The sequence below is a fragment of the Aquitalea sp. ASV15 genome, assembly GCF_016429115.1.
Taxonomy (GTDB): domain Bacteria; phylum Pseudomonadota; class Gammaproteobacteria; order Burkholderiales; family Chromobacteriaceae; genus Aquitalea; species Aquitalea magnusonii.
The window spans coordinates 62,320-85,454 of the sequence record NZ_JAELTZ010000019.1 but is presented as its reverse complement, the minus strand read 5'-3'; the positions used below and the strand labels follow the sequence as shown (position 1 = coordinate 85,454).

The 23,135-nt window shown below is 59.5% G+C and carries 23 protein-coding genes; 6 read left to right on the top strand and 17 right to left on the bottom strand.

Annotation, left to right across the window (positions count from 1 at the left end; translation table 11 throughout):
• The 4 genes from JHD64_RS10775 to JHD64_RS10760 all read right to left on the bottom strand — a co-directional run.
• A partial coding sequence (locus tag JHD64_RS10775; RefSeq protein ID WP_199053227.1) for an arginine deiminase family protein occupies nt 1-943 on the bottom strand: 943 nt, incomplete at its 3' end.
• 75 nt (nt 944-1,018) lie between these two features.
• Nucleotides 1,019-2,458, bottom strand: coding sequence for an arginine-ornithine antiporter (gene arcD / locus JHD64_RS10770; protein WP_199053226.1), 1,440 nt, complete (start codon nt 2,456-2,458; stop codon nt 1,019-1,021).
• Nucleotides 2,459-2,824: 366 nt separating this feature from the next.
• Nucleotides 2,825-2,962, bottom strand: coding sequence for a DUF3149 domain-containing protein (locus JHD64_RS10765; RefSeq protein ID WP_082086308.1), 138 nt, complete (start codon nt 2,960-2,962; stop codon nt 2,825-2,827).
• Nucleotides 2,963-3,200: 238 nt separating this feature from the next.
• Nucleotides 3,201-4,229, bottom strand: a complete 1,029-nt coding sequence (locus tag JHD64_RS10760; protein WP_199053225.1) for a CDP-6-deoxy-delta-3,4-glucoseen reductase — start codon at nt 4,227-4,229, stop codon at nt 3,201-3,203.
• A gap of 38 nt (nt 4,230-4,267) precedes the next feature.
• Here JHD64_RS10760 and JHD64_RS10755 point away from each other — a divergent pair, with 38 nt between their 5' ends.
• On the top strand, nt 4,268-5,185 hold the full coding sequence (locus JHD64_RS10755) for an NAD(P)H-binding protein (RefSeq protein ID WP_199053224.1): 918 nt from the start codon (nt 4,268-4,270) through the stop codon (nt 5,183-5,185).
• Nucleotides 5,186-5,221: 36 nt separating this feature from the next.
• Nucleotides 5,222-5,902, top strand: coding sequence for a tRNA (guanosine(46)-N7)-methyltransferase TrmB (gene trmB / locus JHD64_RS10750; protein WP_059286056.1), 681 nt, complete (start codon nt 5,222-5,224; stop codon nt 5,900-5,902).
• A gap of 13 nt (nt 5,903-5,915) precedes the next feature.
• Here trmB and JHD64_RS10745 read toward each other — a convergent pair whose 3' ends face one another.
• Nucleotides 5,916-6,410, bottom strand: coding sequence for a glutathione peroxidase (locus JHD64_RS10745; RefSeq protein WP_059286055.1), 495 nt, complete (start codon nt 6,408-6,410; stop codon nt 5,916-5,918).
• 58 nt (nt 6,411-6,468) lie between these two features.
• Here JHD64_RS10745 and JHD64_RS10740 point away from each other — a divergent pair, with 58 nt between their 5' ends.
• Nucleotides 6,469-6,948: a DUF1841 family protein gene (locus tag JHD64_RS10740; RefSeq protein WP_199053223.1), complete on the top strand. Its 480-nt coding sequence runs from the start codon at nt 6,469-6,471 to the stop codon at nt 6,946-6,948.
• Nucleotides 6,949-7,212: 264 nt separating this feature from the next.
• On the opposite strand, the gene JHD64_RS10735 is transcribed toward JHD64_RS10740, so the two are convergent.
• Together JHD64_RS10735 and JHD64_RS10730 are read right to left on the bottom strand one after the other, a co-directional pair.
• Complete coding sequence (locus tag JHD64_RS10735) at nt 7,213-8,166, bottom strand: D-2-hydroxyacid dehydrogenase (RefSeq protein WP_059286053.1); 954 nt, start codon at nt 8,164-8,166, stop codon at nt 7,213-7,215.
• 10 nt (nt 8,167-8,176) lie between these two features.
• Complete coding sequence (locus JHD64_RS10730; RefSeq protein WP_059286052.1) at nt 8,177-8,959, bottom strand: DUF2189 domain-containing protein; 783 nt, start codon at nt 8,957-8,959, stop codon at nt 8,177-8,179.
• 162 nt (nt 8,960-9,121) lie between these two features.
• On the opposite strand from JHD64_RS10730, the gene JHD64_RS10725 reads away from it, so the two are divergent.
• Complete coding sequence (locus JHD64_RS10725) at nt 9,122-9,448, top strand: FKBP-type peptidyl-prolyl cis-trans isomerase (protein ID WP_059286051.1); 327 nt, start codon at nt 9,122-9,124, stop codon at nt 9,446-9,448.
• 47 nt (nt 9,449-9,495) lie between these two features.
• On the opposite strand, the gene JHD64_RS10720 is transcribed toward JHD64_RS10725, so the two are convergent.
• Nucleotides 9,496-10,125 carry a DedA family protein gene (locus JHD64_RS10720; RefSeq protein WP_059286050.1) on the bottom strand — a complete coding sequence of 210 codons (630 nt, stop codon included), beginning with the start codon at nt 10,123-10,125 and terminating at the stop codon, nt 9,496-9,498.
• Between the two features lie 116 nt (nt 10,126-10,241).
• On the opposite strand from JHD64_RS10720, the gene alr reads away from it, so the two are divergent.
• Entirely contained in the window at nt 10,242-11,312 is a 1,071-nt protein-coding gene (alr, locus tag JHD64_RS10715; RefSeq protein WP_199053222.1) for an alanine racemase, read from the top strand.
• A gap of 78 nt (nt 11,313-11,390) precedes the next feature.
• Here the strand turns inward: alr and glmM are convergent, their stop codons facing one another.
• The 4 genes from glmM to rlmE form a co-directional block, all read right to left on the bottom strand.
• Nucleotides 11,391-12,725 carry a phosphoglucosamine mutase gene (gene glmM, locus JHD64_RS10710; RefSeq protein ID WP_199053221.1) on the bottom strand — a complete coding sequence of 445 codons (1,335 nt, stop codon included), beginning with the start codon at nt 12,723-12,725 and terminating at the stop codon, nt 11,391-11,393.
• A gap of 144 nt (nt 12,726-12,869) precedes the next feature.
• Complete coding sequence (gene folP / locus JHD64_RS10705; protein ID WP_199053220.1) at nt 12,870-13,712, bottom strand: dihydropteroate synthase; 843 nt, start codon at nt 13,710-13,712, stop codon at nt 12,870-12,872.
• Between the two features lie 69 nt (nt 13,713-13,781).
• Entirely contained in the window at nt 13,782-15,692 is a 1,911-nt protein-coding gene (gene ftsH, locus JHD64_RS10700; RefSeq protein WP_199053219.1) for an ATP-dependent zinc metalloprotease FtsH, read from the bottom strand.
• An 80-nt stretch (nt 15,693-15,772) separates the two neighbouring features.
• Complete coding sequence (gene rlmE, locus JHD64_RS10695) at nt 15,773-16,390, bottom strand: 23S rRNA (uridine(2552)-2'-O)-methyltransferase RlmE (protein ID WP_059286060.1); 618 nt, start codon at nt 16,388-16,390, stop codon at nt 15,773-15,775.
• A 142-nt stretch (nt 16,391-16,532) separates the two neighbouring features.
• Here rlmE and JHD64_RS10690 point away from each other — a divergent pair, with 142 nt between their 5' ends.
• Complete coding sequence (locus tag JHD64_RS10690) at nt 16,533-16,859, top strand: YhbY family RNA-binding protein (protein WP_370540951.1); 327 nt, start codon at nt 16,533-16,535, stop codon at nt 16,857-16,859.
• An 80-nt stretch (nt 16,860-16,939) separates the two neighbouring features.
• Here the strand turns inward: JHD64_RS10690 and JHD64_RS10685 are convergent, their stop codons facing one another.
• The 5 genes from JHD64_RS10685 to carA form a co-directional block, all read right to left on the bottom strand.
• On the bottom strand, nt 16,940-17,368 hold the full coding sequence (locus tag JHD64_RS10685; RefSeq protein WP_059286044.1) for a DUF4149 domain-containing protein: 429 nt from the start codon (nt 17,366-17,368) through the stop codon (nt 16,940-16,942).
• A 58-nt stretch (nt 17,369-17,426) separates the two neighbouring features.
• Nucleotides 17,427-17,903 carry a transcription elongation factor GreA gene (gene greA / locus JHD64_RS10680; RefSeq protein WP_059286043.1) on the bottom strand — a complete coding sequence of 159 codons (477 nt, stop codon included), beginning with the start codon at nt 17,901-17,903 and terminating at the stop codon, nt 17,427-17,429.
• Between the two features lie 167 nt (nt 17,904-18,070).
• Complete coding sequence (gene carB / locus JHD64_RS10675) at nt 18,071-21,280, bottom strand: carbamoyl-phosphate synthase large subunit (RefSeq protein WP_059286042.1); 3,210 nt, start codon at nt 21,278-21,280, stop codon at nt 18,071-18,073.
• 26 nt (nt 21,281-21,306) lie between these two features.
• Complete coding sequence (gene leuE / locus JHD64_RS10670) at nt 21,307-21,963, bottom strand: leucine efflux protein LeuE (RefSeq protein WP_199053218.1); 657 nt, start codon at nt 21,961-21,963, stop codon at nt 21,307-21,309.
• A gap of 22 nt (nt 21,964-21,985) precedes the next feature.
• Nucleotides 21,986-23,116 carry a glutamine-hydrolyzing carbamoyl-phosphate synthase small subunit gene (gene carA / locus JHD64_RS10665; protein WP_199053217.1) on the bottom strand — a complete coding sequence of 377 codons (1,131 nt, stop codon included), beginning with the start codon at nt 23,114-23,116 and terminating at the stop codon, nt 21,986-21,988.
• Between the last annotated feature and the right edge of the window lie 19 nt (nt 23,117-23,135).

Here is a 23,135-nt window from a genome sequence, read left to right as displayed (position 1 = left end):
CACCATCGTGGCGTTCGAAGCGCACTTCGCCTTCCTGCTCACCGGCGTAGATGCTGGTGCAGACGATTTCGTTGACCACGTCCGGGAACACCGACAGCAGGTCGATATCGAGGAAGCTGAACACGGTATCCAGGTGCATGGCGGCACGCGACTTGGGCATCTGGCAGGCAATCACACGGGTGGCGCCGCCTTCCTTGCCCAGCACATTCTTGGCCACTTGCACCACCGCTTGCGGGCTGGTGCGTTCGCCCATGCCGATCAGTACCACGCCGTTGCCGATGGGCATCACGTCGCCGCCTTCCAGCGTGGCCGGGCCGTGGTTCTTGTCACAGTCGCCCCACCATACCTTCACCTTGCCGGCGAAGTAGGGGTGGTGCTGGTAGATGGCTTGCAGGATCAGGGTTTCCTGACGGCGGGCCGGCCAGTACATCGGGTTCAGCGTCACGCCTTCGTAGATCCAGCAGGACGGGTCGCGCTGGAACAGGCTGTTGGGAATCGGCGGGATGACGAATTCGGACTGGTCCAGATAGCCACCGAACAGGCCTTTGGGGTCGAACGGCAGTTCAAACTTGGCGATGCCGCCGATCAGGTGCTCGGCCAGTTGGGTGGAGGGCATTTCGTCCAGCCAGCTGCGCAGGTCGGCCAGCATGCCGATGCCGACGTTGTCAGCCTTGACCTTGCGGTCCAGCAGCCAGCTGCGGGCGGCCTTGTCGTCCAGCACCTGGGCCAGGGCGTCGTGGGCTTCGATGACATGGATGCCACGGGCGCGCATCTGTTCAACCATGTAGGCGTGGTCTTTCTGCGCGCGTTCCACCCAGATCACGTCATCAAACAGCAGGTCGTGGCAGTTGTCGGGGGTGAGGCGTTTGTGGGCCAGGCCCGGACGGCACACCATCACGCTGCGCAGCTTGCCGCATTCGGAATGCACACCAAATTTTGTCATGATCAAACTCCTTCAATGTGTGGTAGGGGAGTCGGGGAGCGCCTGGCAGGCGCTCCTCAGTAAACAGTTGTTGTCTTAGAGGGTGAGCTGACCGGTGATCAGTTCGTAGGCGGCAATGGCGCCCAGTACCACGATGATGGCGGCCAGTACGGCTTCGGCGCCCTTGAACGGTTTTTCACCATGTTCTTTCTTGGCCCACAGGTAGAACAGCAGGCCCGGGGCGTACAGCACCATCGACAGGAACAGATACTTCACACCAGCGGCATAGATCAGCCATACACCGTACACACTGGCAATACCGGCAATACTCAGGTCACGACCCTTGCCTTCACCAGCCTGGTAGCCTTCGCCACGCTGAGCCACCATGAAGGAGTACACGGCACACAGCAGGTAAGGAATCAGGATCATCGAGGTGGCCAGCGACAGCAGTGCCAGATAACCGGCCGAGCTGAACAGGGTGATGACCAGGAACAGCTGGATCAGGCCGTTGGTCAGCCACAGCGAGGCAGCAGGCGAACCATTGGCATTGGTGGTGCCGAAAATGCGCGGCATCACGCCATCTTTACCAGCCAGGTAGGGTGCTTCAGCGGCCAGCAGCGTCCAGGCCAGCAGTGCGCCACCGACAGAGATCACCAGACCCGCGTTCATGATGTTGGCACCCCAGGGGCCAATGGCCTTTTCCAGCACGTAGGCGGTGGACGGGTTCTTCAGCGCAGCCAGTTCCGGCTGGGTCATCACACCCAGTGCCAGTACCGATACCGCCACCAGCAGGGCAATGGTCAGCAGGAAACCCACCACGGTAGCCTTGCCCACATCGCTCATTTTTTCAGCACGGCCCGAGAACATCGAGGCACCTTCGATACCGATGAACACCCACACGGTCACCAGCATGGTGCTCTTCACCTGATCGACGATGGAGCCCAGTTTCGGATTACCCCAGAAGTCCAGATTGAAGGTGTCGATCTTGAAGGCAAACACCACCAGCACGATGAACAGCGCCAGCGGTACCAGCTTGGCAATGGTGGTGATGGTGTTGATGAATGCCGCACCATGCACGCCGCGCAATACCAGGAAATGCAGGCCCCACAACAGGACAGAGGCACAGATGATGGCGGTTGGCGTGTTGCCATCGCCAAAAGCGTGGAACCAGAAACCCAGTGCCGAGAACATCACCACAAAGTAGGACACATTGCCGATCCAGGCCGAAATCCAGTAACCCCAGGCCGAGTTGAAGCCCATGTAGTCACCGAAACCGGCGCGGGCATAACCATAAACCCCGCCTTCTACCTCCGGTTTGCGGTTGGCCAGCATCTGGAAGGCAAATGCCAGTGTCAGCATGCCCAGAAAGGTGATGGCCCAACCAATGATGATGGCGCCTGCTCCTGCGCCTGCCGCCATGTTCTGCGGTAGCGAGAAGATGCCGCCGCCTATCATGGAACCCACTACCAGTGCGGTGAGCGCACCCAGTTTGAGTTTGGGTGCTCCGCCACCTTGTACTTCCGTTTCAGTGGACATTTTCGTTCTCCGTGAAATACATTAACCTGAAATCAATCCATATATTATTAATTTCTTATTCGTTGATGTAATGATAGTGACGAGACCGATCCGATTCCAGAAACGTCAAACACATGTTTGATCAGGATCAAATGGGCAAAGCAGGCAAATCCTTGCTGGAAGTAGGGGTAACGAGGAGGTTATAGGTGGAAGCGGGAGGAGATCCCAATAGAACTTTTTAATTCGACACGGACAATAATTCAAAAAAACTAAGTTAAACAATTCTTACAAGTACGCGCAGACAAAAAAAATGGATACGGCCCACCACCGTATCCACCAACACACACATCAAGAGGAAATCTAGACGCCCATCACAATCAGGCCCGCTCAGTCATTCGGGCCGGCGTTTTTCACTTTGCGGCTGATAACGAAGATCACCCCACACACCACCACCGTGGCAAACACAATGGTTGCCAATCCCAGTACGCCGACATCGTCGGATAGAAGTTGTCCCAGCAGTTCCATCTTCCACTCCTCTAACTGGCGGTATGCCGCCTTGATTGATTAGTCGATAGTCATAATAGCCATACTCTAAACAGGGATGTTGATGCAGGTCAAAAATACGCCTGCCGGGCTGATTGCTGGCCATAAATGTGGCAAATGTGATGATGACAGGCAAAATGCTGCCATCAGCACAGTAGGCGATGACCAAAGAAAAACCCCTGCATGCAGGGGTTTTGTGTTGTTGCGATTGCCGGCTTGCCTACTTGCCGCCAGCCATGTCCTTGGACAGGAAGAAGGCATCCGAGAAGAACTCGTCTTCCGGCAGCTGGCGCTCCTGGATGAAGCTGCGATGCGCCGATTCCACCATCACCGGTGCGCCGCAGGCATAGACTTGGTAGCCGGAGAGATCGTCAAAGTCGTCCAGCACCGCCTGGTGTACAAAGCCGGTACGGCCTTGCCATGCATCTTCGGGCAGCGCTTCGGACAACACCGGAATCACCGTGATGTTGGCATGCTGGGCCTGCCAGCTGGCAGCCAGCTCGGCCATGTACAGATCGGCCTTGGTGCGCGCGCCCCAGTACAACACCATCTGGCGCTGGATACCATGGTGAATGGCGTGTTCGATAATGCCCTTGACCGGTGCAAAGCCGGTGCCGCTGGCGACGAAAATAATCGGCTTGTCGGAATCTTCGCGCAGGAAGAAGGAACCCAGCGGGCCCTTGAAGCGCATGATCTCGCGCTCTTTCATCTGGCTGAAAACGTATTCCGAGAAACTGCCGCCCGGCTGATGGCGGATGTGCAATTCCAGAAAGGCATCGTCATGCGGGGCATTGGCAATGGAGAAACTGCGTTTCTTGCCATCCTTCATCAGGATGTCGATGTACTGGCCGGCACGGAATTGCAGGCGCTCCGATACCGGCAGCTTGAGCTTGAGCACGGCCACATCATGCATTTTCACCATGCTTTCCACGCGGCAGGGCAAGGTCTTGATCTGGATATCACCGGCACCGGCCACCTCACGCGCCTCGATGGTGATGTCGCCTTGCGGACGGGCACAGCAGAACAGGGTCATGCCCTGTACGCGTTCGCTTTCCGGCAGGGCTTTTTCCTGGTAGCCATCCTGGCTGACTTCACCCTCCACTACCTTGCCCTTGCAGGCGCCACAGGCACCGTCACGGCAGCCATAAGGCAGGCCGACATTCTGGCGCAAAGCCGCTTCCAGAATGGTTTCATGCGCTTCAACACTGAACGTATGCCCACTCGGGAGCACTTTGACCTGGGAACTCATTGGGTACCTTTATTCCAAATCTGGGTAATATGCTGCCTATGCGTACTTTATTGATTGCAGGTCTGGGCGATGTCGCCCGCCGCGCGCTGCCGGAACTGGTCCGGCACTGGCGCGTTTTCGCCATTGCCCACCATGCGGCTGCAGCCGAGGCGGCGCGCCAGGGCGGCGCCCACCCCATCATGGCCAATCTGGACTGCCAGGAGAGCCTGCGCAGAATAGCCGGGCTGGCCGATGAGGTATGGATTACCGCACCGCCTCCCGCCAGCGGCCTGCGCGACAATCGCACGCGCAAGTTGTTGTACGCACTGGCAAAAGCCGACAGGATACCACAGCGTATTAGCTATATCAGCACTACTGGCGTGTATGGAAATGGGGATGGTGCCTGGCTGGACGAGTGCTCGCCGCTGCAGCCACAGACCGAACGTGCCCAGCGTCGGGCCGATGCCGAAGCTGTACTGCGGGCCTTTGCCCGCCGCCATGCTTGCCAGCTGAACATCCTGCGCGCGCCCGGCATTTACGCGCTGGAGCGCCTGCCGCTGACCCGTCTGTTACAAGGCACGCCATTGATCCTGCCGACGGAAGACAGCTATAGCAATCACATTCATGCCGATGATCTGGCACGCTTGTGCATCGCCAGCCTGCAGCAGCAGCGTGGCGGCATCCGCGTGTTCAATGCCTGTGATGACGAACCGCTGACCATCACCGACTGGTATGCCATGCTGGCCGAGGCACTGGCCCTGCCCATGCCCCCCCAACTGAGCCGTGCCGCAGTCCGCCAGCAGGTCAGCCCGGCCTTGTGGTCGTATATGGCGGAATCGCGGCGCATCCGCAATGCCCGCCTGGCGGAGCTGGGCGTGGTACTGCGCTATCCCACGGCGCGCCAATTTGTCGCGCAACTGGCGGCAAATCCCGCCTGGCAAGCCGTGGCACTCGCTAAGGGCGGCAAGATTCGGTAACATGCGCGTCTTCCCGCAATTATCTGTTTGAATCACATGGAAAATCCGGCATTCGGGCGCGCCATCAGAAGCTTTGTGCTGCGTCAGGGACATCTCTCGGCAGGCCAGCAACGCGCCATGGACGAAGGCATGCCCAAATGGGGCATCGAATATCAGGCAGCCCCCATCGATCTGCAGCAGGCTTTTGGCCGCCAGGCTCCCAAGATTCTGGAAATCGGCTTTGGCATGGGCGGTGCTACCGCTGAAATTGCCGCGGCCAATCCCGAGCGCGACTATCTGGGCGTGGAAGTGCATTCGCCGGGCGTGGGTAATCTGTGCAAGCTGATTGCCGAAAAGGAACTGAGCAATCTGCGCATCATCCGTCACGATGCGGTGGAAGTGCTGGACAACATGCTGGCCGATGGCAGCCTGGACGGGGTCCATATTTTCTTTCCCGACCCGTGGCACAAGAAGCGCCACAACAAGCGCCGGCTGATCCAGGCGCCACTGGTGGAAAAACTGGTGAAAAAGCTGAAACCGGGCGGCTATCTGCATGCCGCCACCGACTGGGAAGACTACGCCATCCAGATCATGGAAGTGTTCAGCGCCAATGCCGATCTGGCCAATACCGCTGACGGCTATGCGCCGCGCCCGGACTATCGCCCGCTCACCAAGTTCGAAGCCCGCGGCATCAAGCTGGGGCACGGCGTGTGGGACATCATCTTCACTCGCCAGTAAGCCATGGCGGGCATCAGCCGCTGGCTGCTGCCCGTTTCAGCAAGTTCTCGATATCCTCCCGCAGTTCATGCGGCTCCACCGCCGGCTCGTAGCGCTTCACCACCCTGCCCTGCGCATCCACCAGAAACTTGGTGAAGTTCCACTTCACCGGATGCGGATGCGGCGTGTCCGCCTGGGTCAGCCAGCGCCACAGCGGCGCAGCCTGGGCGCCATTGACCTCGACCTTGGCCAATACCGGAAAACCCAGTGCAAAACGGCTGCTGCAAAATGCGGCAATCTCCTGATCGCTACCCGGTTCCTGCCCGCCAAACTGGTTGCAGGGAAAGGCCAGGATGCGCAATCCGGCTGCGGCCAGCTGTTCATGCAGCTGCTGCAGACCGGCATATTGCCGGGTATAGCCACACTCGCTGGCGGTATTCACCAGCAAAACCACCTGGCCCTGCAGGCTGGACAGGGGGTATTGACCGCCGGTGTGAGTCAGGGCCGAGAATGCGTAAAGCGTGGTCATGGCTGTCTCCCTTCCGTATAATCCTGACTTATCCGAGAAACGTACTCAGGTATTGCACATGCTGTTCTCACCCAGCCGCCAGGATGCCCGCGGCTTCTTCTTCGACACCTGGAAAAAGCACCAGAATGGCACGACATTGACCGATCTGGAAAAGATCGTGCTTTCCATTCTTATAGACCACCCTGAGTACCACTCCATCCTGAATCATCCGGAAAAATACCTGGAACAGGAATGGACACCGGAAATGGGCGAGACCAACCCTTTCCTGCATCTTGGCCTGCATGTGGCCATCGAGGAACAACGCTCGATTGACCAGCCCTTCGGCATCCGCTCATTGTATGCACAGCTGGCCCTGCGCCATGGTGACGAACATCGTGCCCAGCACGAGATGATGGAATGCCTGGGGGAGATGATCTGGCATGCACAGCGCTACGGTGGCGGCCCGGATGTAAACCGCTATATTTCCTGTGTGCGGGGCAAGCTGGGCATGGGCGAGGAAGAACACCCGCGCATCAATCCCAACGATATTCCGGACTGACCCCCCCCTCTCCTTGCCCGCTTGCGCCTGCCACAGGCAAAAAAAGCGCCGTGGAAGACAGAGCAACCACGGCGGATCAAGCGGGGCAGCCTGGGCCCGTTGCCGGGCCCAGACAAATTAATACTATGCCTTAATTCAATCATTAACAATATTTAAAATCATGACAAATAAATGACCGATACGATCCGACATTGCTCTTTAAATATTTTTACTGATTAAACAATATTTTACAAACTCAAGCCCGTACTACTATCCGCCAGCCACTCAGACCAGCCGGTTTTCAGCCTTGCCCGCCACATAGGCAGTGATATTGTCGACCAGCTGCTGCGCCAGGCGCTGCATGGCCTGCTGGCTGGCCCAGCCGATATGCGGGGTGACAATGAGATGCGGCAGGCGTGCCTTGAGCAGCGGATTACCCTGTGTCGGCGGTTCGCTGCTCAACACGTCAAAGCCGGCCCCTCCCAGCTGACCATATTTCAGGGCAGCAAGCAGCGCCTCTTCATCCACCAAACCGCCACGCGCGGTATTGATCAGGATGGCCCCCGGCTTCATCGCCATCAATTCGTCCTGGGCAATCATGTTACGGGTGTCATCATTGAGCGGACAGTGCAGGGACAGCACGTCGGATGTTGCCAGCAAGTCGGCAAAGCTGACATAGCCATCACGCACCACGCTCGCCCCTTTGCGCTCACCAAACTGCACCCGCATGCCAAAGGCGCGTGCACGCTCGGCCAGCGCCTGACCAATGCCACCAGCGCCGAAAATGCCCAGTGTGGCCCCCTTGAGGTCACGAATGGGCGCACCAAAATGGCAGAACTGCTTGGCCTGCTGCCACACCCCGGCAGCCACATCGCGCTGATAGGCCGGCAGGTTTTTCACCAGCGCCAGCATCAGCGTGAAGGCATGTTCGGCTACGGTTTCGTCACCGTAATGGCGGATGTTGGCCACCGCGATACCCTGCTCGCGGCAGGTGGCAAGGTCGATATGGTTGTAACCAGTGGCTGCCACAGCCAGCATTTTCACCCCCGGCAACTGCAGCAGGGTTTCGCGACTGAACGGCACCTTGTTGGTGATGACGATATCGGCATTTCCCACATGCTGGACAATCTGCTCCGGCGTGGTGGCGGAAATTTCGCGATAGGCATGGGCAAAAGGAAAAGCGGGAACCGGGACAGGCAGGCTGTCCCGGTCGAGGAATACGATGGAAGGTTGGCTCATCAGTCTGGCGTCAGCTTTCGTAGGAAATCATGGCGCGGTAAGCATGCCAGCTGGCCAGCCCCAGTACGGGCATGATGACGATCAGGCCAATGAAATAGGTAGCAAAGCCCACCGCAGTAAGAGCCACAATCATAACGGCCCATACCGTCATCGTCAGCAGATTCTTGTACACCGCCTGCAGGCTGTTGACCATGGCCGTCACGGTGTCGACTTCCTTGTCGAGCAGCATGGGGATGGCCACCACGCTGAGCGCGAACACCGTCGCGGCAAACAGGAAACCGACGCCAAAATAGGCCAGCAGGAAGGTCATGTTTTCCGGCAGCAGGGCATTGGCCAGCAGCTCGTCCAGGCTAGGCAGGGCTGCCGTGTCATAGAACAAGGCAAACAGCAGCAAGGAGATGCGGAACCAGCCAAACACCAGCACCGCCAGCAGCGCGGCAAACAGGGTGAAGCCGGGCAGGTTTGCCTTCCAGGCGGTCATGCTGTGCCACAGGCTGACGCGCTGCGGCGCCCGTACGGCCTCGTGCTGGCGCGCCAGATCAACCAGGCCGATGGCGAGGAAAGGACCGCCGAGCAGGAACAGCGTGCTGAGCGTGAGCACAAACTGCGGCGCGCTATCGAAATAACTGATCAGCAGATAGCCCATCAGCACAAAGGCAGCGCCGTAAAACATGGCATCGGCAGGGGCTTTGCGCAGGTCGTTCAGGCCTTGGCGCAGCCAGAACAGTGGTTGGGTAACGGATACATGGTGAACAACCGGGTGTTCCCGGGATGTGCCGTGGGTAATGTCCATGACGAATCCCCTTCTGGTGGTGGGTGGGTAAACCAGATAGTTAATTTCTTTATAAGCCATTGATTGTGAAATACAAAGACAATATGACCATGCGGCAACCATGCAGGCTGGCGAATGGTACAATTCCGCCCTGCTTGAACCAGAAACAAGGACTACGACAAGATGAGCGCATTGATCATTGAAGATCTGACCGTCGGCGAAGGTGCCGAAGCCGTTGCCGGCGAAGAAGTTACCGTGCACTACACCGGCTGGCTGACCAATGGCAGCAAGTTCGACTCCAGCAAGGATCGTTATCAGCCCTTCAGCTTCCCGCTGGGTGCCGGCCATGTGATCAAGGGCTGGGATCAGGGCGTTGTCGGCATGAAGGTGGGTGGCAAGCGCAAGCTGACCATTCCGCCGGAACTGGGCTATGGCGCTCGCGGCGCGGGTGGGGTGATTCCGCCGAATGCCACCCTGGTCTTCGAAGTGGAGTTGCTGCAGGTGGGTTGATTCCCGCCCGAAAAAAAAGCCACCGGCAGGTGGCTTTTTTCATGCAGTCATTTTTTCAGCTCGGAAGTGGCACAGCACTTTTTGCGGCGGCACAGATAGACGATGAGCAGCACCGTCAGCAGCAGACCGACTGCCGAGAGAATGCCGACCTGGCCGCGATGCACCATGTGCATCAGCCATTCGCGCTGGGTGGCGCCGTAATGGCCGAGATAGACCCATACCGGCACCGAAATCAGCGCGGCAAAGCCGTCCATCAACAGAAAGCGCCAGTACGGCACACGCCGGGTCATGCCGGCCGTGATGAAGATGGGCGAACGCAGACCGGGCAGAAAGCGGGCAACAAACAACACCCAGGTGCCATACTTTTCAAACTTCTCCTGCACCGCTTCGAAACGCTCCGGCGTCAGGATGCGCGCAATCGGCCGGAAACGCTGCACCTTGTGCCCATAAAAGCGACCGGCAGCAAACATGATGCCATCGCCCGCCAGCACACCAGCCATGCCCACCAGGAACATGATGTCAACATCGGCATAACCCAGACCGGAGATGATGCCACCGGCGACCAGGGTGATGTCCTCGGGAATCGGAATGCCGAACCCACACACCAGCAATACGGTAAAGACAGCCACATAACCGTAACCGGTAAAGAAATCGAGAAGTATCTGCAGTATGTCCATAGTGCTCCGCCGACCGGCGCGGTCTTGTCCTGACACAAGATTTGGCCGCGGGCTGATTGTCCGAGTGCATGATCGGGCGCTTATAATAGCACACCTCGACCTTATCCTTTCTTGACATGACACGCCCTATACGGGTGGAAATCAATCATTCCGCCCTGCGCCATAATTATTCACAATCCCGCAAACAAACCTCAGGCCGCCGTGCCCTGGCCGTGATCAAGGCTGATGCCTATGGCCATGGCAGTCTGGGCTGTGCCCAGGCGCTGGCTGACATGGCCGACGGCTTTGCCTTGCTCAACATCGAAGAGGCCATCGCCCTGCGCGAGGCGGGAATCCAGCAAGACATGGTCCTGCTGGAGGGGCCTTTTGACCGGGCGGAAGTCGAAGCCATGGCCGCTTATCGCATTGGTGGTGCCATTCACTCCCCTCACCAGATTGCCTGGCTGCAGGAAGGTTCCCTGCCAGCGCCTGTTGAGGTCTGGCTCAAGGTAAACAGCGGCATGAACCGGCTGGGCTTTCGTCCGGAGCAAGTCGCCGCCACGTTGGCCAGTCTGCAATCCCTGCCCCAGGTCCGCACCAGCACCATCATGACCCACTTTGCCACCGCCGATGATGCCCGTGGCGTAGCCGCGCAATGGCAAGCCTTTGCCCCAGTGGCACAAGCCAGTGGTCTCGCGGTCAGCGCCGCCAACTCGGCTGCAGTATTCCGCCATCCTCACACCCATGGCGATGTGGTACGACCGGGCATCACCCTCTATGGCTGCTCGCCGTTTGCCGAATGTCTCGGTGCTGCGCTGGGTCTGCAAACCACCATGACACTGAGTGCCGACCTCATCGCCATCCAGCAGCTGCAAGCTGGCGACACCGTGGGCTACGGTTTGAATTTCCGGGCGGAACAAGCCATGCGCATCGGCATCGTCGCCTGTGGTTATGCCGATGGCTACCCACGCATCGCCCCCAGCGGTACGCCGGTGCAGGTGGCTGGCCAGCGCAGCACCACGGTGGGCCGGGTATCCATGGACATGCTGGCCATCGATCTCAGCCACCTCCCCGCTGCCGATATCGGCAGCCGGGTGGAGCTGTGGGGGCCACATGTGGCGATTGAAGAAGTGGCTGCAGCAGCCGGCACCATCGGCTATGAGCTGATGTGTGCCATTGCCCCGCGCGTGCCACGCCGGTTGATCTGAACGGACGGGACGGATCGCTGCTGCCCATAAAAAAAGCCGCTGCATCGGGCAGCGGCTTTTTCTGGTACTCGGACGGAATCAGGCCACGCGCTCGATGGTGGCAGCAATTTCTCTGGCCCACTTTTCCGACAGGGCACGATCACTGGCTTCCACCATGACACGCACCACCGGCTCGGTGCCGGAAGGACGCAATACCACACGGCCCACACCAGCCAGCGCGGCTTCGGCCGTGGCCAGTGCCGCGGTCGAAGCGGCTTTCCAGTCGCAGCCGTTGTGCCGCACATTGATCATGGTTTGCGGGAAAGGCGTCCAGTCATTGCAGGCCTCTTCCATGCTGATGCCCAGTTCGGCCAGGCTGGCCAGTACCTGCAGGCTGGAGATGATACCGTCGCCGGTAGTGTGCTTGTCCAGACAGAGGATGTGGCCGGAGGCCTCACCGCCCACCTGCCAGCCATTGGCGTGCAGCATTTCCAGTACGTAGCGGTCACCCACCTTGGCACGACCAAAAGCCACACCCAGCTTGTTCAGGGCCAGCTCCATCGCCATATTGGTCATCACGGTGCCGACCACGCCGCCCTTGAGCTCGCCGCGTGCGGCACGGGCCTTGGCGATGATGTAGATCAGCTGGTCGCCGTCATACACCTTGCCATTGCGATCCACCATGATCAGCCGGTCGCCGTCGCCATCCAGCGAGATGCCGAAATCGGCATGGTGTTCCAGCACGGCGACCTGCAGCGTCTTGGGATAAGTCGCCCCTACCTTGTCATTGATGTTGTAGCCATCCGGCTCGCCACCGATGACCACCACTTCGGCACCCAGTTCGTGCAACACTTTGGGGGCGATATGGTAGGTCGCGCCATTGGCGCAATCCACCACCAGCTTGAGCTGCTTGAGGTCGCGCTCGCCCGGGAAGGTGCTCTTGCAGAATTCGATATAGCGTTCGGCCGCACCGGAAATACGCCGGGCACGCCCCAGCTCCACCGAGCCATTGGTAGTCATCGGCTGTTCCAGCATGGCTTCGATTTCCAGCTCCAGCGTGTCATCCAGCTTTCTGCCACCTTCGGCGAAAAACTTGATGCCGTTATCCTGATACGGATTATGCGAGGCTGAAATCACCACCCCGGCCTCCAGCCGCAAGGCACGGGTCAGATAGGCGATACCCGGTGTCGGCAGCGGCCCGGTCAGCAATACATTGACACCGGCAGCGGTAAAGCCGGCCTGCAGCGCCGCCTCCAGCATGTAACCGGAAATCCGGGTGTCCTTGCCGATCAGCACGGTGGGGCGATGGGCCTTGTCATGATCCACCAGCACCCGGCCGGCAGCATGGCCCAGCTTGAGAACAAAATCCGGCGTAATGGGGAACTGCCCTACTTCGCCACGCACACCATCCGTTCCAAAATATTTGCGACTCATCTCATTATCCTAATCACGTTGCCGCCTCTTGGCCGGCAACGCATAACAGCAAAAAGGCCCCTGCGGGAATGCTACATTCTACCTGTCCGGCCAGCTGCTTGGCAGCTGTCGCACCGCAAAACACTGCGGGTCTGCCGGCTGGCCTCAGCAGGCATAGTCCTGCATGGCACGCCACACCTGCAAGACCTGGTGACTGGCCTTGACATCGTGTACCCGGACTATCCGGGCGCCCTGCTGCAAGGACAGCAGTGCCACGGCCAGGCTGGCCCCCAGCCGCTCGGCGGGAACAGCCTCGCCGGTAATGGCCCCCAGCATGGATTTGCGCGACAGGCCAACCAGTACCGGAAGGCGGCTGATGGCTTCGATGCGACGCAGGCCCGCCAGCAATTGCAGATTGTGTTGCAGCGTTTTGCCAAAACCGAAGCCGGGATCGATCAGCAGGCGGGTATCGGCGATGCCGGCGGCGCGGCATAGCTCAACCCGTCGTAGCAGGTACTGCCCCACCTCTTCAACCACATCCTGATAAGCCGGGGCCAGTTGCATGGAGTCCGGATTGCCCTGTTTGTGCATCAGGCATAGCGCCACATTCGATGCCGCCACCGCTTCCACCGCGCCCTCATCTTCCAGTGCGGACACGTCATTGATCAGATCGACCGCCCCCAGTTGCAGGGCAGCACGCATCACGGCGGTACGGCGGGTATCCAGCGACAGGGGTGCTCCGATGTCTTTGAGCTTTTCCAGTACCGGCATCACCCGGTCCAGCTCTTGCTGCACACTGACTTCCGGCGCGCCGGGACGGGTGGATTCGCCACCGATGTCCAGAATGGCCGCACCGTCCGCCAGCATGCTTTCTGCACGCTGCAGCGCACTATCCAGGGTGTTGAAGCGACCACCATCGGAAAACGAATCCGGGGTGACATTGAGGATGCCCATGAGCATGGGCTGGGTCAGATCGAGCTGAAAACGCCCGCATTCAAGCAATTGCATGGAAAATATCTGCCTGATAAATGCAAAACAGGGCGACAGCCTAAGCTGCCGCCCTGCAAAAACCGGTGATCAGAGTTCCTGGGCCGGCGTCGATGTTGCTGCTGCCGGGCTGGCTTCAGCCGGCTTATCCTCCGGCTTGGCCGGGAAACCGCTGCCCGGTTTGGGCGGGCGTGGCGGCTTGCCATCCATGATGTCGTTGATCTGCTCGGCATCGATGGTTTCCCACTCCAGCAGGGCGGCGGTCATGGCTTCCACCTTGTCGCGGTTTTCTTCCAGCAGACGGCGGGCCAGCCCGTACTGCTCGTCGATAATGCGGCGGATTTCCATATCCACTTGCTGCATGGTGGCTTCGGACAGGTTCTTGTGCGTGGTGATGGAACGACCCAGGAAAACTTCGCCTTCGTTGTCGCCATACACCATCGGACCGAGCTTGTCGGACATGCCGTAGCGGGTCACCATGTCGCGCGCCATTTGCGTGGCACGTTCGAAGTCGTTGGAAGCACCGGTGGTCATCTGGTTCATGAACAGCTCTTCGGCGATACGACCGCCGAACAGAATGGCCAGACGGTCCATCAGATAACCGCGGTCATAAGCAAAGCGGTCTTGCTCCGGCAGCTGCATGGTCACCCCCAGCGCACGGCCGCGCGGAATGATGGTGACCTTGTGCACCGGATCAGACTTGGGCAACAGCTTGGCCACCACGGCATGGCCGGATTCGTGGTAAGCGGTGTTGCGCTTTTCTTCCTCGGACATCACCATGCTGCGGCGCTCGGCACCCATCATGATCTTGTCCTTGGCCGATTCGAAATCCACCATATCCACCAGACGCTTGGCACGGCGGGCGGCAAACAGCGCCGCTTCGTTCACCAGGTTGGCCAGGTCGGCACCGGAGAAGCCCGGCGTGCCACGAGCGATGACGGAAGCCTCCACATCGGCAGCGATCGGTACCTTGCGCATGTGCACGGACAGGATCTGTTCGCGGCCACGGATATCCGGCAGCGGCACCACCACCTGGCGGTCGAAACGGCCCGGACGTTGCAAGGCCGGGTCGAGCACATCAGGACGGTTGGTAGCGGCAATCACGATGACGGTGGTGTTGGTTTCGAAACCATCCATCTCCACCAGCAACTGGTTCAGCGTCTGTTCGCGTTCGTCATTGCCACCGCCCAGACCGGCACCGCGCTGGCGGCCAACCGCATCGATTTCATCGATGAAGATGATGCAAGGCGAGTTCTTTTTGGCTTGTTCGAACATGTCGCGGACACGGGCAGCACCCACGCCGACAAACATTTCCACAAAGTCGGAACCGGAGATGCTGAAGAACGGCACCTTGGCTTCACCGGCAATGGCCTTGGCCAGCAGTGTCTTGCCGGTACCCGGCGAACCGCACAGCAGGATGCCGCGCGGAATGCGGCCGCCCAGGCTCTGGTAGCGCGACGGATCACGCAGGTAATCGACGATTTCCTTGACCTCTTCCTTGGCTTCATCGCAGCCGGCCACATCCGCAAAGGTCACGGTATTGGTGTCCTGGTCCAGCATGCGCGCCTTGCTTTTGCCGAAGGAGAAGGCACCGCCCTTGCCGCCGCCCTGCATCTGGCGCATGAAGAACACCCACACGCCAATCAGCAACAGCATCGGGAACCAGCTGATGAAGATGCTCATCAGCATGGACGGTTCTTCTTCCGGCTTGGCGGAGAAGCGGACATTGTTCTTGATCAGGTCTTCGACCAGTTGCGGGTCGTACGGCGCGTAGGTGGCAAATGCCGAACCGTCGGTCCGCTTGCCCTTCAGCCACTGGCCACGCAGGGGATGGCCCTCAATGCTCAGGGATTGCACCTTGCCGGATTCGACATCGCTGATGAATTGCGAGTACTCGATCTGGTTCTGGGCGTCCTGGCGTTTGTTGAACTGATTGAATACTGTCATCAGTACCAAACCGATGATGACCCAGATGGCGATATTTTTGCCGATATTGTTCACGAGTAGCGGACTCCTCTGTGCCCTGACTTTGCGGTTGCGTATTTCATTGGTATGGATTGTAAACCCCGGGGGGTTGTATGTCAGCGTCGGCCCTTGCCCAGCAAGTAAATTTCGCTGGAACGATCGCGCGAGGCCTTGGGTTTGCGGGTGACCACCTCTTCGAACAGCTCGCGCATGGCCTGGAGGTAGGACTGAAAATCACTGCCCTGGAACACTTTGACGAGAAAACTGCCGCCGGGTTTCAGGTGGTCGCGCGCAAATTCCAGAGCCAGCTCGCACAGTAGAAAACTTCTGGCCTGATCCATGGCGCTCATCCCCGAGATATTGGGTGCCATATCCGAAATTACAAGGTCCAGCGCGCGGCCATCCAGCAGGTCGACGAACTGCTGCAATATTTCTTCTTCTCGAAAATCGCCCTGGATGAATTCCACATCGGCAATCGGATTCATCGGCAGGATGTCCAGCGCAAACACCTTGCCCTGCGCCCCCACGATGCGGGCGGCCACTTGCGACCAGCTGCCGGGGGCACTGCCCAGATCGGCCAGCACGGTGCCCGGACGGATCAGTTTGTCTTTTTCGTTGATTTCCAGCAGCTTGTACGCGGCCCTTGCCCGGTAGCCGTCTTTCTTGGCCATCTGTACATACTGGTCGTTAACATGTTCGCGCAGCCAGGTATTGCTGCTGGTACTTCTTGCCATGGGTAGCTTCCTGCCAATCTCATCCAGCATAGCCGGTGGGCTATCCTGTTGTTTTTCAGTCTGTTTGTGGCCAGAGTTTGGGCAAAGTGCCAAACTCTAGTAGAATCCCGTTTTGCTTTGAAACCAAGCCTGTCCAATGAAAATCGAACTGCAACCTTTCCAGCGCCAACACCTCAAGGGTCTGGCCCAGACACTGAACCCGGTCGTGATGATCGGCAATAATGGTCTGAGCGACTCCGTACTGCGCGAAATCGCCATCAGCCTGGATGCCCACGAGCTGATCAAGATCCGCGTGCAGGGTGATGACCGCGCTGCCCGCATCGCTCTTTACGAGCAGATTTGCGATGAACTCAGTGCTGCGCCGGTACAGCATATCGGCAAACTGCTGGTGCTGTGGCGTCCCAGCGACAAGCAGCGCATCGTGCTGCCGAAAAACAAAAAGGCACTGAAGCTGGCCTCGCAATCCTGAGCCAGCCCTTGGCCGGTATAGCAAAAGCGGTGGGACTCCACCGCTTTTGCTATACCGGCCATTCTTGTGGTCAGATCCTGTCAGTCACGACGCAGGATATAGGCCAGGCCCATCAGGCTCTGCACCAGATAGATCAGGCTGGAAATGGCATGCCAGGTGGCAAAGCCGCCACCAAACAGCCCTTCCGCCGCATGGTTCATCTGCAATTTCAGCTCGGCGATGATGGGGGTGACGGCAAAGTGGTTGATGACAGTGCACAGCAGCATGCCGACGATCAGCCAGAAGCTGCTTTCCTTCATGCCGCGCACGCCATTGCGCCAGATATTGTCCACCAGCAGAAACACCCCGCACACCAGACCCACCCAGGCAATGGCGGCAAACAGCTTGCCGGCCACCATGCCTGCGGTCACCGTGTCCAGCATCTTGAACAGCACCGGCGTGACAATCAGGCCGATGACCCACAGCCCGCCTATCCAGAAGGTTCTGGTAATCGCTCGCAATCCGTCCATGCGTGCTCCCTGACTCCACAGCAAAAACGCGCGAAAGCGCGCGTTTGATCTGACAGTTTTAGATGTACTTGACGTCTAGCACTTCGTATTCGCGGATGCCGCCCGGTGCCAGTACTTCGGCCACGTCGCCGGCTTCCTTGCCGATCAGCGCACGGGCGATCGGCGAATTGACCGACACCTTGCAGACCTTGATGTCGGCTTCATCATCACCCACGATCTGGTAGGTGACCTGGTCTTCGGTTTCCAGATCCATCAGTTCGACGGTGGCACCAAACACCACACGACCATCGGCATCCAGCTCGGCCGGATTGATGATCATGGCATTGGAAATCTTGCCTTCCAGTTCGGCAATACGGCCTTCAACGAAGCCTTGGCGCTCTTTGGCCGCGTCGTATTCGGCGTTTTCCGACAGATCGCCATGCGACCGTGCCTCGGCAATCGCTTCGATCACCGCCGGGCGCTCCACGCTCTTCAGGCGTTGCAGTTCTTCTTTGAGAAGTTCGGCGCCACGCAGCGTCAACGGGACTTTGTTCATTCGGATGCTCTCCTGAGGCGGTACCCCCGCCATCATCAAAAACACAAGCCGCCGTACGAGACGGCGGCTTGGCTGTTGCAGTTCAATGTCTGGATTGTAACGGCAAATCGTCTGCGGTTCAAAGCTTCAACGCATAACTTGCCGTCACATTCCGACTGTCCACCACATCAAGGCTTGATGGAGGCGTGCAGTTCCTGAACGCTGTAGACATCAAACTCTTCCACATGGGCCATGCCCACGCACACTGCCTTGGCACCGGCCAGGGTGGTGTACTGCGGAATACGCGCCTGCAGGGCACTGCGGCGGATGGAGTGGCTGTCCTGGATGGCCTGGCGCTTTTCGTCCACGGTGTTGACCAGCACGTCGATTTCGCCGTTCTTGATCATGTCGACGATGTGCGGACGGCCTTCGTTCACCTTGTTCACCACCTGCACCACGATGCCGGCTTCGGCCAGGGTCTTGGCGGTGCCGCGGGTGGCGCAGACGCCAAAGCCCAGGCGTTGCAGTTCGCGTGCCACGTCTACCGCGCCGTTCTTGTCGGACTGACGTACCGACAGGAACACCTTGCCGGTGCGCGGCAGCTTGTCGCCGGCGGCCAGCTGGCTCTTGACGAAGGCTTCGGCAAAGCTCTTGCCCACGCCCATCACTTCGCCGGTGGACTTCATTTCCGGTCCCAGGATGGTGTCCACGCCAGGGAACTTGATGAAGGGGAAGACGGCTTCCTTCACCGCGTAGTACGGCGGGATCACTTCCTTGGTGAAGCCCTGCTCGGCCAGGCTGATGCCGGCCATGGCACGGGCGGCAATCTTGGCCAGCGGCGCGCCGGTTACCTTGGACACAAACGGTACGGTACGCGAGGCACGCGGGTTCACTTCCAGCACGAAGATGGTGTCGCCCTGAATGGCGAACTGCACGTTCATCAGGCCGACCACGTTCAGCGCACGCGCCATGGCTTCGGTCTGGCGACGGATTTCGTCCTGCACTGCCGGGAACAGGCTGTACGGCGGCAGCGAGCAAGCGGAGTCACCGGAGTGCACACCAGCCTGTTCGATATGCTGCATGATGCCGCCGATGACCACGTCCTTGCCGTCGGAAATGCAATCCACATCCACTTCGATGGCGTCGTTGAGGAAGCGGTCCAGCAGCACCGGGCTGTCGTTGGACACCTTCACCGCTTCGCGCATATAGCGTTCCAGATCGGCCGGTTCGTGCACGATTTCCATCGCGCGGCCGCCCAGTACATAGGACGGACGCACCACCAGCGGATAGCCGATTTCCTCGGCCAGCTTCATCGCGTCGGCCGGGGTGCGGGCGGTGCGGTTCGGCGGCTGTTTCAGGCCCAGTTCGTTCAGCAGCTTCTGGAAACGTTCGCGGTCTTCGGCAGCGTCGATCATGTCCGGCGAGGTGCCGATGATGGACACGCCGTTGGCTTCCAGCGCACGTGCCAGCTTCAGCGGGGTCTGGCCGCCGTACTGCACGATCACGCCGAACGGTTTTTCGATGCGGCAGATTTCCAGCACGTCTTCCAGCGTCAGCGGCTCGAAGTACAGACGGTCGGAGGTGTCGTAGTCAGTCGATACGGTTTCCGGGTTGCAGTTGACCATGATGGTCTCGAAACCGGATTCACGCAGCGCCAGTGCAGCATGCACGCAGCAGTAGTCGAATTCGATACCCTGACCGATACGGTTGGGGCCGCCACCCAGTACCATCACCTTCTTGCGGTCGGTCGGCCTGGCTTCGCACTCTTCTTCGTAGCTGGAGTACATGTAGGCGGTGGAGGTGGCGAACTCGGCCGCGCAGGTATCCACACGCTTGTACACCGGGTGCAGGCCCAGCGCCCAGCGCTTGGCGCGCACGGCAGCCTGGTCGGTATTCAGCAGCTCGCCCAGACGACGGTCGGAGAAGCCCTTGCGCTTCAGGCGACGCAGTTCGTCAAAGCCCAGTTCTTCCACCTTGCGGCCGGCCAGGGCTTTTTCTTCGCCCACGATGTCTTCGATCTGGGCCAGGAACCACGGGTCGATCTTGCTCAGGGCAAATACGTCGTCACGGCTCATGCCCACGCGGAAGGCATCGGCCACGTACAGGATACGTTCCGGTCCCGGGGTGCTGACTTCGTGACGGATGGTTTCTTCGTTGGTGGTGACCGGGTTGAAGCCGGACAGGCCGGTTTCCAGGCCACGCAGCGCCTTGTGCATGGACTCCTGCAGGGTGCGGCCCATGGCCATCACTTCGCCCACCGACTTCATCTGGGTGGTCAGGCGGTTATCGGCCTGCGGGAATTTTTCGAAGGCGAAACGCGGAATCTTGGTAACCACGTAGTCGATGGACGGCTCGAACGAAGCCGGGGTGGCACCGCCGGTGATGTCGTTCTTCAGTTCGTCCAGGGTGTAACCCACGGCCAGCTTGGCAGCGACCTTGGCAATCGGGAAACCGGTGGCCTTGGAAGCCAGTGCCGAGGAACGCGACACACGCGGGTTCATCTCGATCACGATCATTTCGCCGTTCACCGGGTTGGTGGCGAACTGCACGTTGGAACCGCCGGTGTCCACGCCGATTTCACGGAGTACCGCGATCGATGCATTACGCATGATCTGGTATTCCTTGTCGGTGAGGGTCTGTGCCGGAGCCACGGTGATGGAGTCACCGGTATGCACACCCATCGGGTCGAAGTTTTCGATGGAGCAGATGATGATGCAGTTGTCTTTTTTGTCGCGCACCACTTCCATTTCGTACTCTTTCCAGCCGAGTACGGACTGCTCGATCAGCAGTTCATGGGTGGGGGAGGCTTCAAAGCCGCGTTCGCAGATCGCCAGGAATTCTTCCTTGTTGTAGGCGATGCCGCCACCGGAGCCGCCCATGGTGAAGGACGGACGGATCAGCGTGGGGAAGCCCACCTTGGATTGCGCTTCCAGCGACTCTTCCATGGTGTGGCAGACAAAGGACAGCGGGCAGGACAGGCCGATCTTGGCCATGGCTTCCTTGAAGCGGCCACGGTCTTCTGCCTTGTCGATGGCGTCTTCGGTGGCACCGATCAGCTCGACATTGTACTTTTCCAGCACACCGTGCTTGGCCAGGTCCAGTGCACAGTTCAGTGCGGTCTGGCCGCCCATGGTGGGCAGAATGGCGTCCGGACGTTCCTTGGCAATGATTTTTTCCAGAACAGGCCAGGTAATGGGTTCGATGTAGGTGACATCGGCCATGTTCGGGTCGGTCATGATGGTGGCCGGATTGGAGTTCACCAGGATGACTTTGTAACCTTCTTCACGCAGGGCCTTGCAGGCCTGTGCGCCGGAGTAGTCAAACTCGCAGGCCTGGCCAATCACAATGGGGCCGGCGCCGATGATGAGAATACTCTTGAGGTCGGTACGTTTCGGCATGTTATCGCTCAGTCAATTTCAATTGTTCAGTTCAGGCTGGCTGCCGCCAGTTTGGCCCCGAAGCCCAGAAACAGCGCGCCCACTCCGCCAGACATGGCAGAGGACAGTTTGCGGCGGCGGCGGAAGGCTTCGGCCAGTCTTGCTCCGGACACGATGATGGTGGCCAGATACAGGGCGCTGCAGCATTGCAGCAGGCCGCCCAATACAAGAAAGGTCAGCACCGGATGCGGATAGGCCGGGTCGACGAATTGCACGAAGAAAGATACGAAGAACAAGATGGCCTTGGGGTTCATCAGGCTGATGACCAGCGCCTTGACGAAGGGACGGCTGGCGTCCACTTCGCGGCGCGCTTCCGGCGCAGCAGCTTCCCCGCGGGAAGCATTGCGCCAGGCACGCCAGGCGCCACGCAGCATCTGCAGCCCCAGCCAGGTTAGGTAAGCACCGCCGGCGTACTTGACCATGGCAAACAGGGCCGGATTGGCCTTGAGCACCCCTGCCGCCCCTGTGGCGGCCAGCGTCATCAGGATGGCATCACCGGTAAATACCCCGCAGGCACCCACAAAGCCGCGGCGGATGCCGCGTTGTGCCGCCACCGACAGCACATACATGGAGTTGGGGCCTGGCAGCAGCACGATGATGATGGTGCCGATCAGGTAGGTGGTGATATCGGTAATGCCCAGCATGCTTGTTCTCCGTATGCTCCGTTTACTTCGCCTGGCTCATCGCCGTGATGAAGCGGTCAAACAGATAGGCCACGTCTTCAGGGCCTGGGCTCGCTTCCGGGTGCCCCTGGAAGGAGAAGGCCGGACGGTCGGTCAGCGCAATACCCTGCACGGTCTGGTCGAACAGGCTGCGATGGGTCACGCGCACATTGGCCGGCAAGGTGGATTCGTCCACCTGGAAGCCATGGTTCTGGCTGGTGATCATCACGCGGCCGCTGTCCAGATCCTGCACCGGGTGGTTGGCACCGTGGTGGCCGAACTTCATCTTGCTGGTCTTGGCACCGGTGGCCAGACCCAGCAACTGGTGACCCAGGCAGATGCCGAATACCGGCAGACGGGTTTCCAGGATTTCGCGGATGGCAGCGATGGCGTAGTCACACGGCTCCGGATCGCCAGGGCCGTTGGACAGGAACACGCCATCCGGCTGCAGCGCCAGCACGTCCTTGGCCGGAGTCTGCGCCGGCACCACGGTCAGCTTGCAGCCACGTTCGGCCAGCATGCGCAGGATGTTGTGCTTGACGCCGAAGTCGTAAGCCACCACGTGGAACGGGGTTGCGGCCTGTTCGCTATAGCCGCTGCCCAGTTTCCATTCGCCCAGTTTCCACTGGTAGGACTCGGTGCAGCTGACGACCTTGGCCAGATCCTGACCGGCCATGGAACCGAAACCGCGTGCCAGTTCCAGTGCTCGGGCTTCGTCCAGATCGGCACCGGCCATGATGCAGCCGGGCTGGGCGCCCTTTTCGCGCAGAATGCGGGTCAGGCGGCGGGTGTCGATATCGGCAATGGCCACGACATTGTTCTTGGCCAGATAGTCGGACAGCGAATCTTCGGCGCGGAAGTTGCTGTGCAGCAGCGGCAGATCACGAATGATCAGACCGGATGCGAAAACGGCGCGGGATTCGGTATCTTCCGAATTCGCGCCGACATTACCGATGTGGGGATAAGTCAGGGTGACGATTTGTTTGGTGTAGGAGGGATCGGTGAGGATTTCCTGATACCCGGTCATGGCGGTATTGAATACCACTTCGCCGACCGTATGGCCGGTGGCTCCGATGGCACTGCCCTTGAAGAGGGTACCGTCAGCCAAGACGAGGATCGCTGGTACGGTTGACACTGACTAGCTCCTGTTGCGT

Bases quoted from the DNA above. Each gene is read 5' to 3' on its own strand.
- arcD (WP_199053226.1), bottom strand. From the start codon at position 2,458: ATGTCCACTGAAACGGAAGTACAAGGTGGCGGAGCACCCAAACTCAAA.
- JHD64_RS10765 (WP_082086308.1), bottom strand. From the start codon at position 2,962: ATGGAACTGCTGGGACAACTTCTATCCGACGATGTCGGCGTACTGGGA.
- JHD64_RS10760 (WP_199053225.1), bottom strand. From the start codon at position 4,229: ATGAGTTCCCAGGTCAAAGTGCTCCCGAGTGGGCATACGTTCAGTGTT.
- JHD64_RS10755 (WP_199053224.1), top strand. From the start codon at position 4,268: ATGCGTACTTTATTGATTGCAGGTCTGGGCGATGTCGCCCGCCGCGCG.
- trmB (WP_059286056.1), top strand. From the start codon at position 5,222: ATGGAAAATCCGGCATTCGGGCGCGCCATCAGAAGCTTTGTGCTGCGT.
- JHD64_RS10745 (WP_059286055.1), bottom strand. From the start codon at position 6,410: ATGACCACGCTTTACGCATTCTCGGCCCTGACTCACACCGGCGGTCAA.
- JHD64_RS10740 (WP_199053223.1), top strand. From the start codon at position 6,469: ATGCTGTTCTCACCCAGCCGCCAGGATGCCCGCGGCTTCTTCTTCGAC.
- JHD64_RS10735 (WP_059286053.1), bottom strand. From the start codon at position 8,166: ATGAGCCAACCTTCCATCGTATTCCTCGACCGGGACAGCCTGCCTGTC.
- JHD64_RS10730 (WP_059286052.1), bottom strand. From the start codon at position 8,959: ATGGACATTACCCACGGCACATCCCGGGAACACCCGGTTGTTCACCAT.
- JHD64_RS10725 (WP_059286051.1), top strand. From the start codon at position 9,122: ATGAGCGCATTGATCATTGAAGATCTGACCGTCGGCGAAGGTGCCGAA.
- JHD64_RS10720 (WP_059286050.1), bottom strand. From the start codon at position 10,125: ATGGACATACTGCAGATACTTCTCGATTTCTTTACCGGTTACGGTTAT.
- alr (WP_199053222.1), top strand. From the start codon at position 10,242: ATGACACGCCCTATACGGGTGGAAATCAATCATTCCGCCCTGCGCCAT.
- glmM (WP_199053221.1), bottom strand. From the start codon at position 12,725: ATGAGTCGCAAATATTTTGGAACGGATGGTGTGCGTGGCGAAGTAGGG.
- folP (WP_199053220.1), bottom strand. From the start codon at position 13,712: ATGCAATTGCTTGAATGCGGGCGTTTTCAGCTCGATCTGACCCAGCCC.
- rlmE (WP_059286060.1), bottom strand. From the start codon at position 16,390: ATGGCAAGAAGTACCAGCAGCAATACCTGGCTGCGCGAACATGTTAAC.
- JHD64_RS10685 (WP_059286044.1), bottom strand. From the start codon at position 17,368: ATGGACGGATTGCGAGCGATTACCAGAACCTTCTGGATAGGCGGGCTG.
- greA (WP_059286043.1), bottom strand. From the start codon at position 17,903: ATGAACAAAGTCCCGTTGACGCTGCGTGGCGCCGAACTTCTCAAAGAA.
- carB (WP_059286042.1), bottom strand. From the start codon at position 21,280: ATGCCGAAACGTACCGACCTCAAGAGTATTCTCATCATCGGCGCCGGC.
- leuE (WP_199053218.1), bottom strand. From the start codon at position 21,963: ATGCTGGGCATTACCGATATCACCACCTACCTGATCGGCACCATCATC.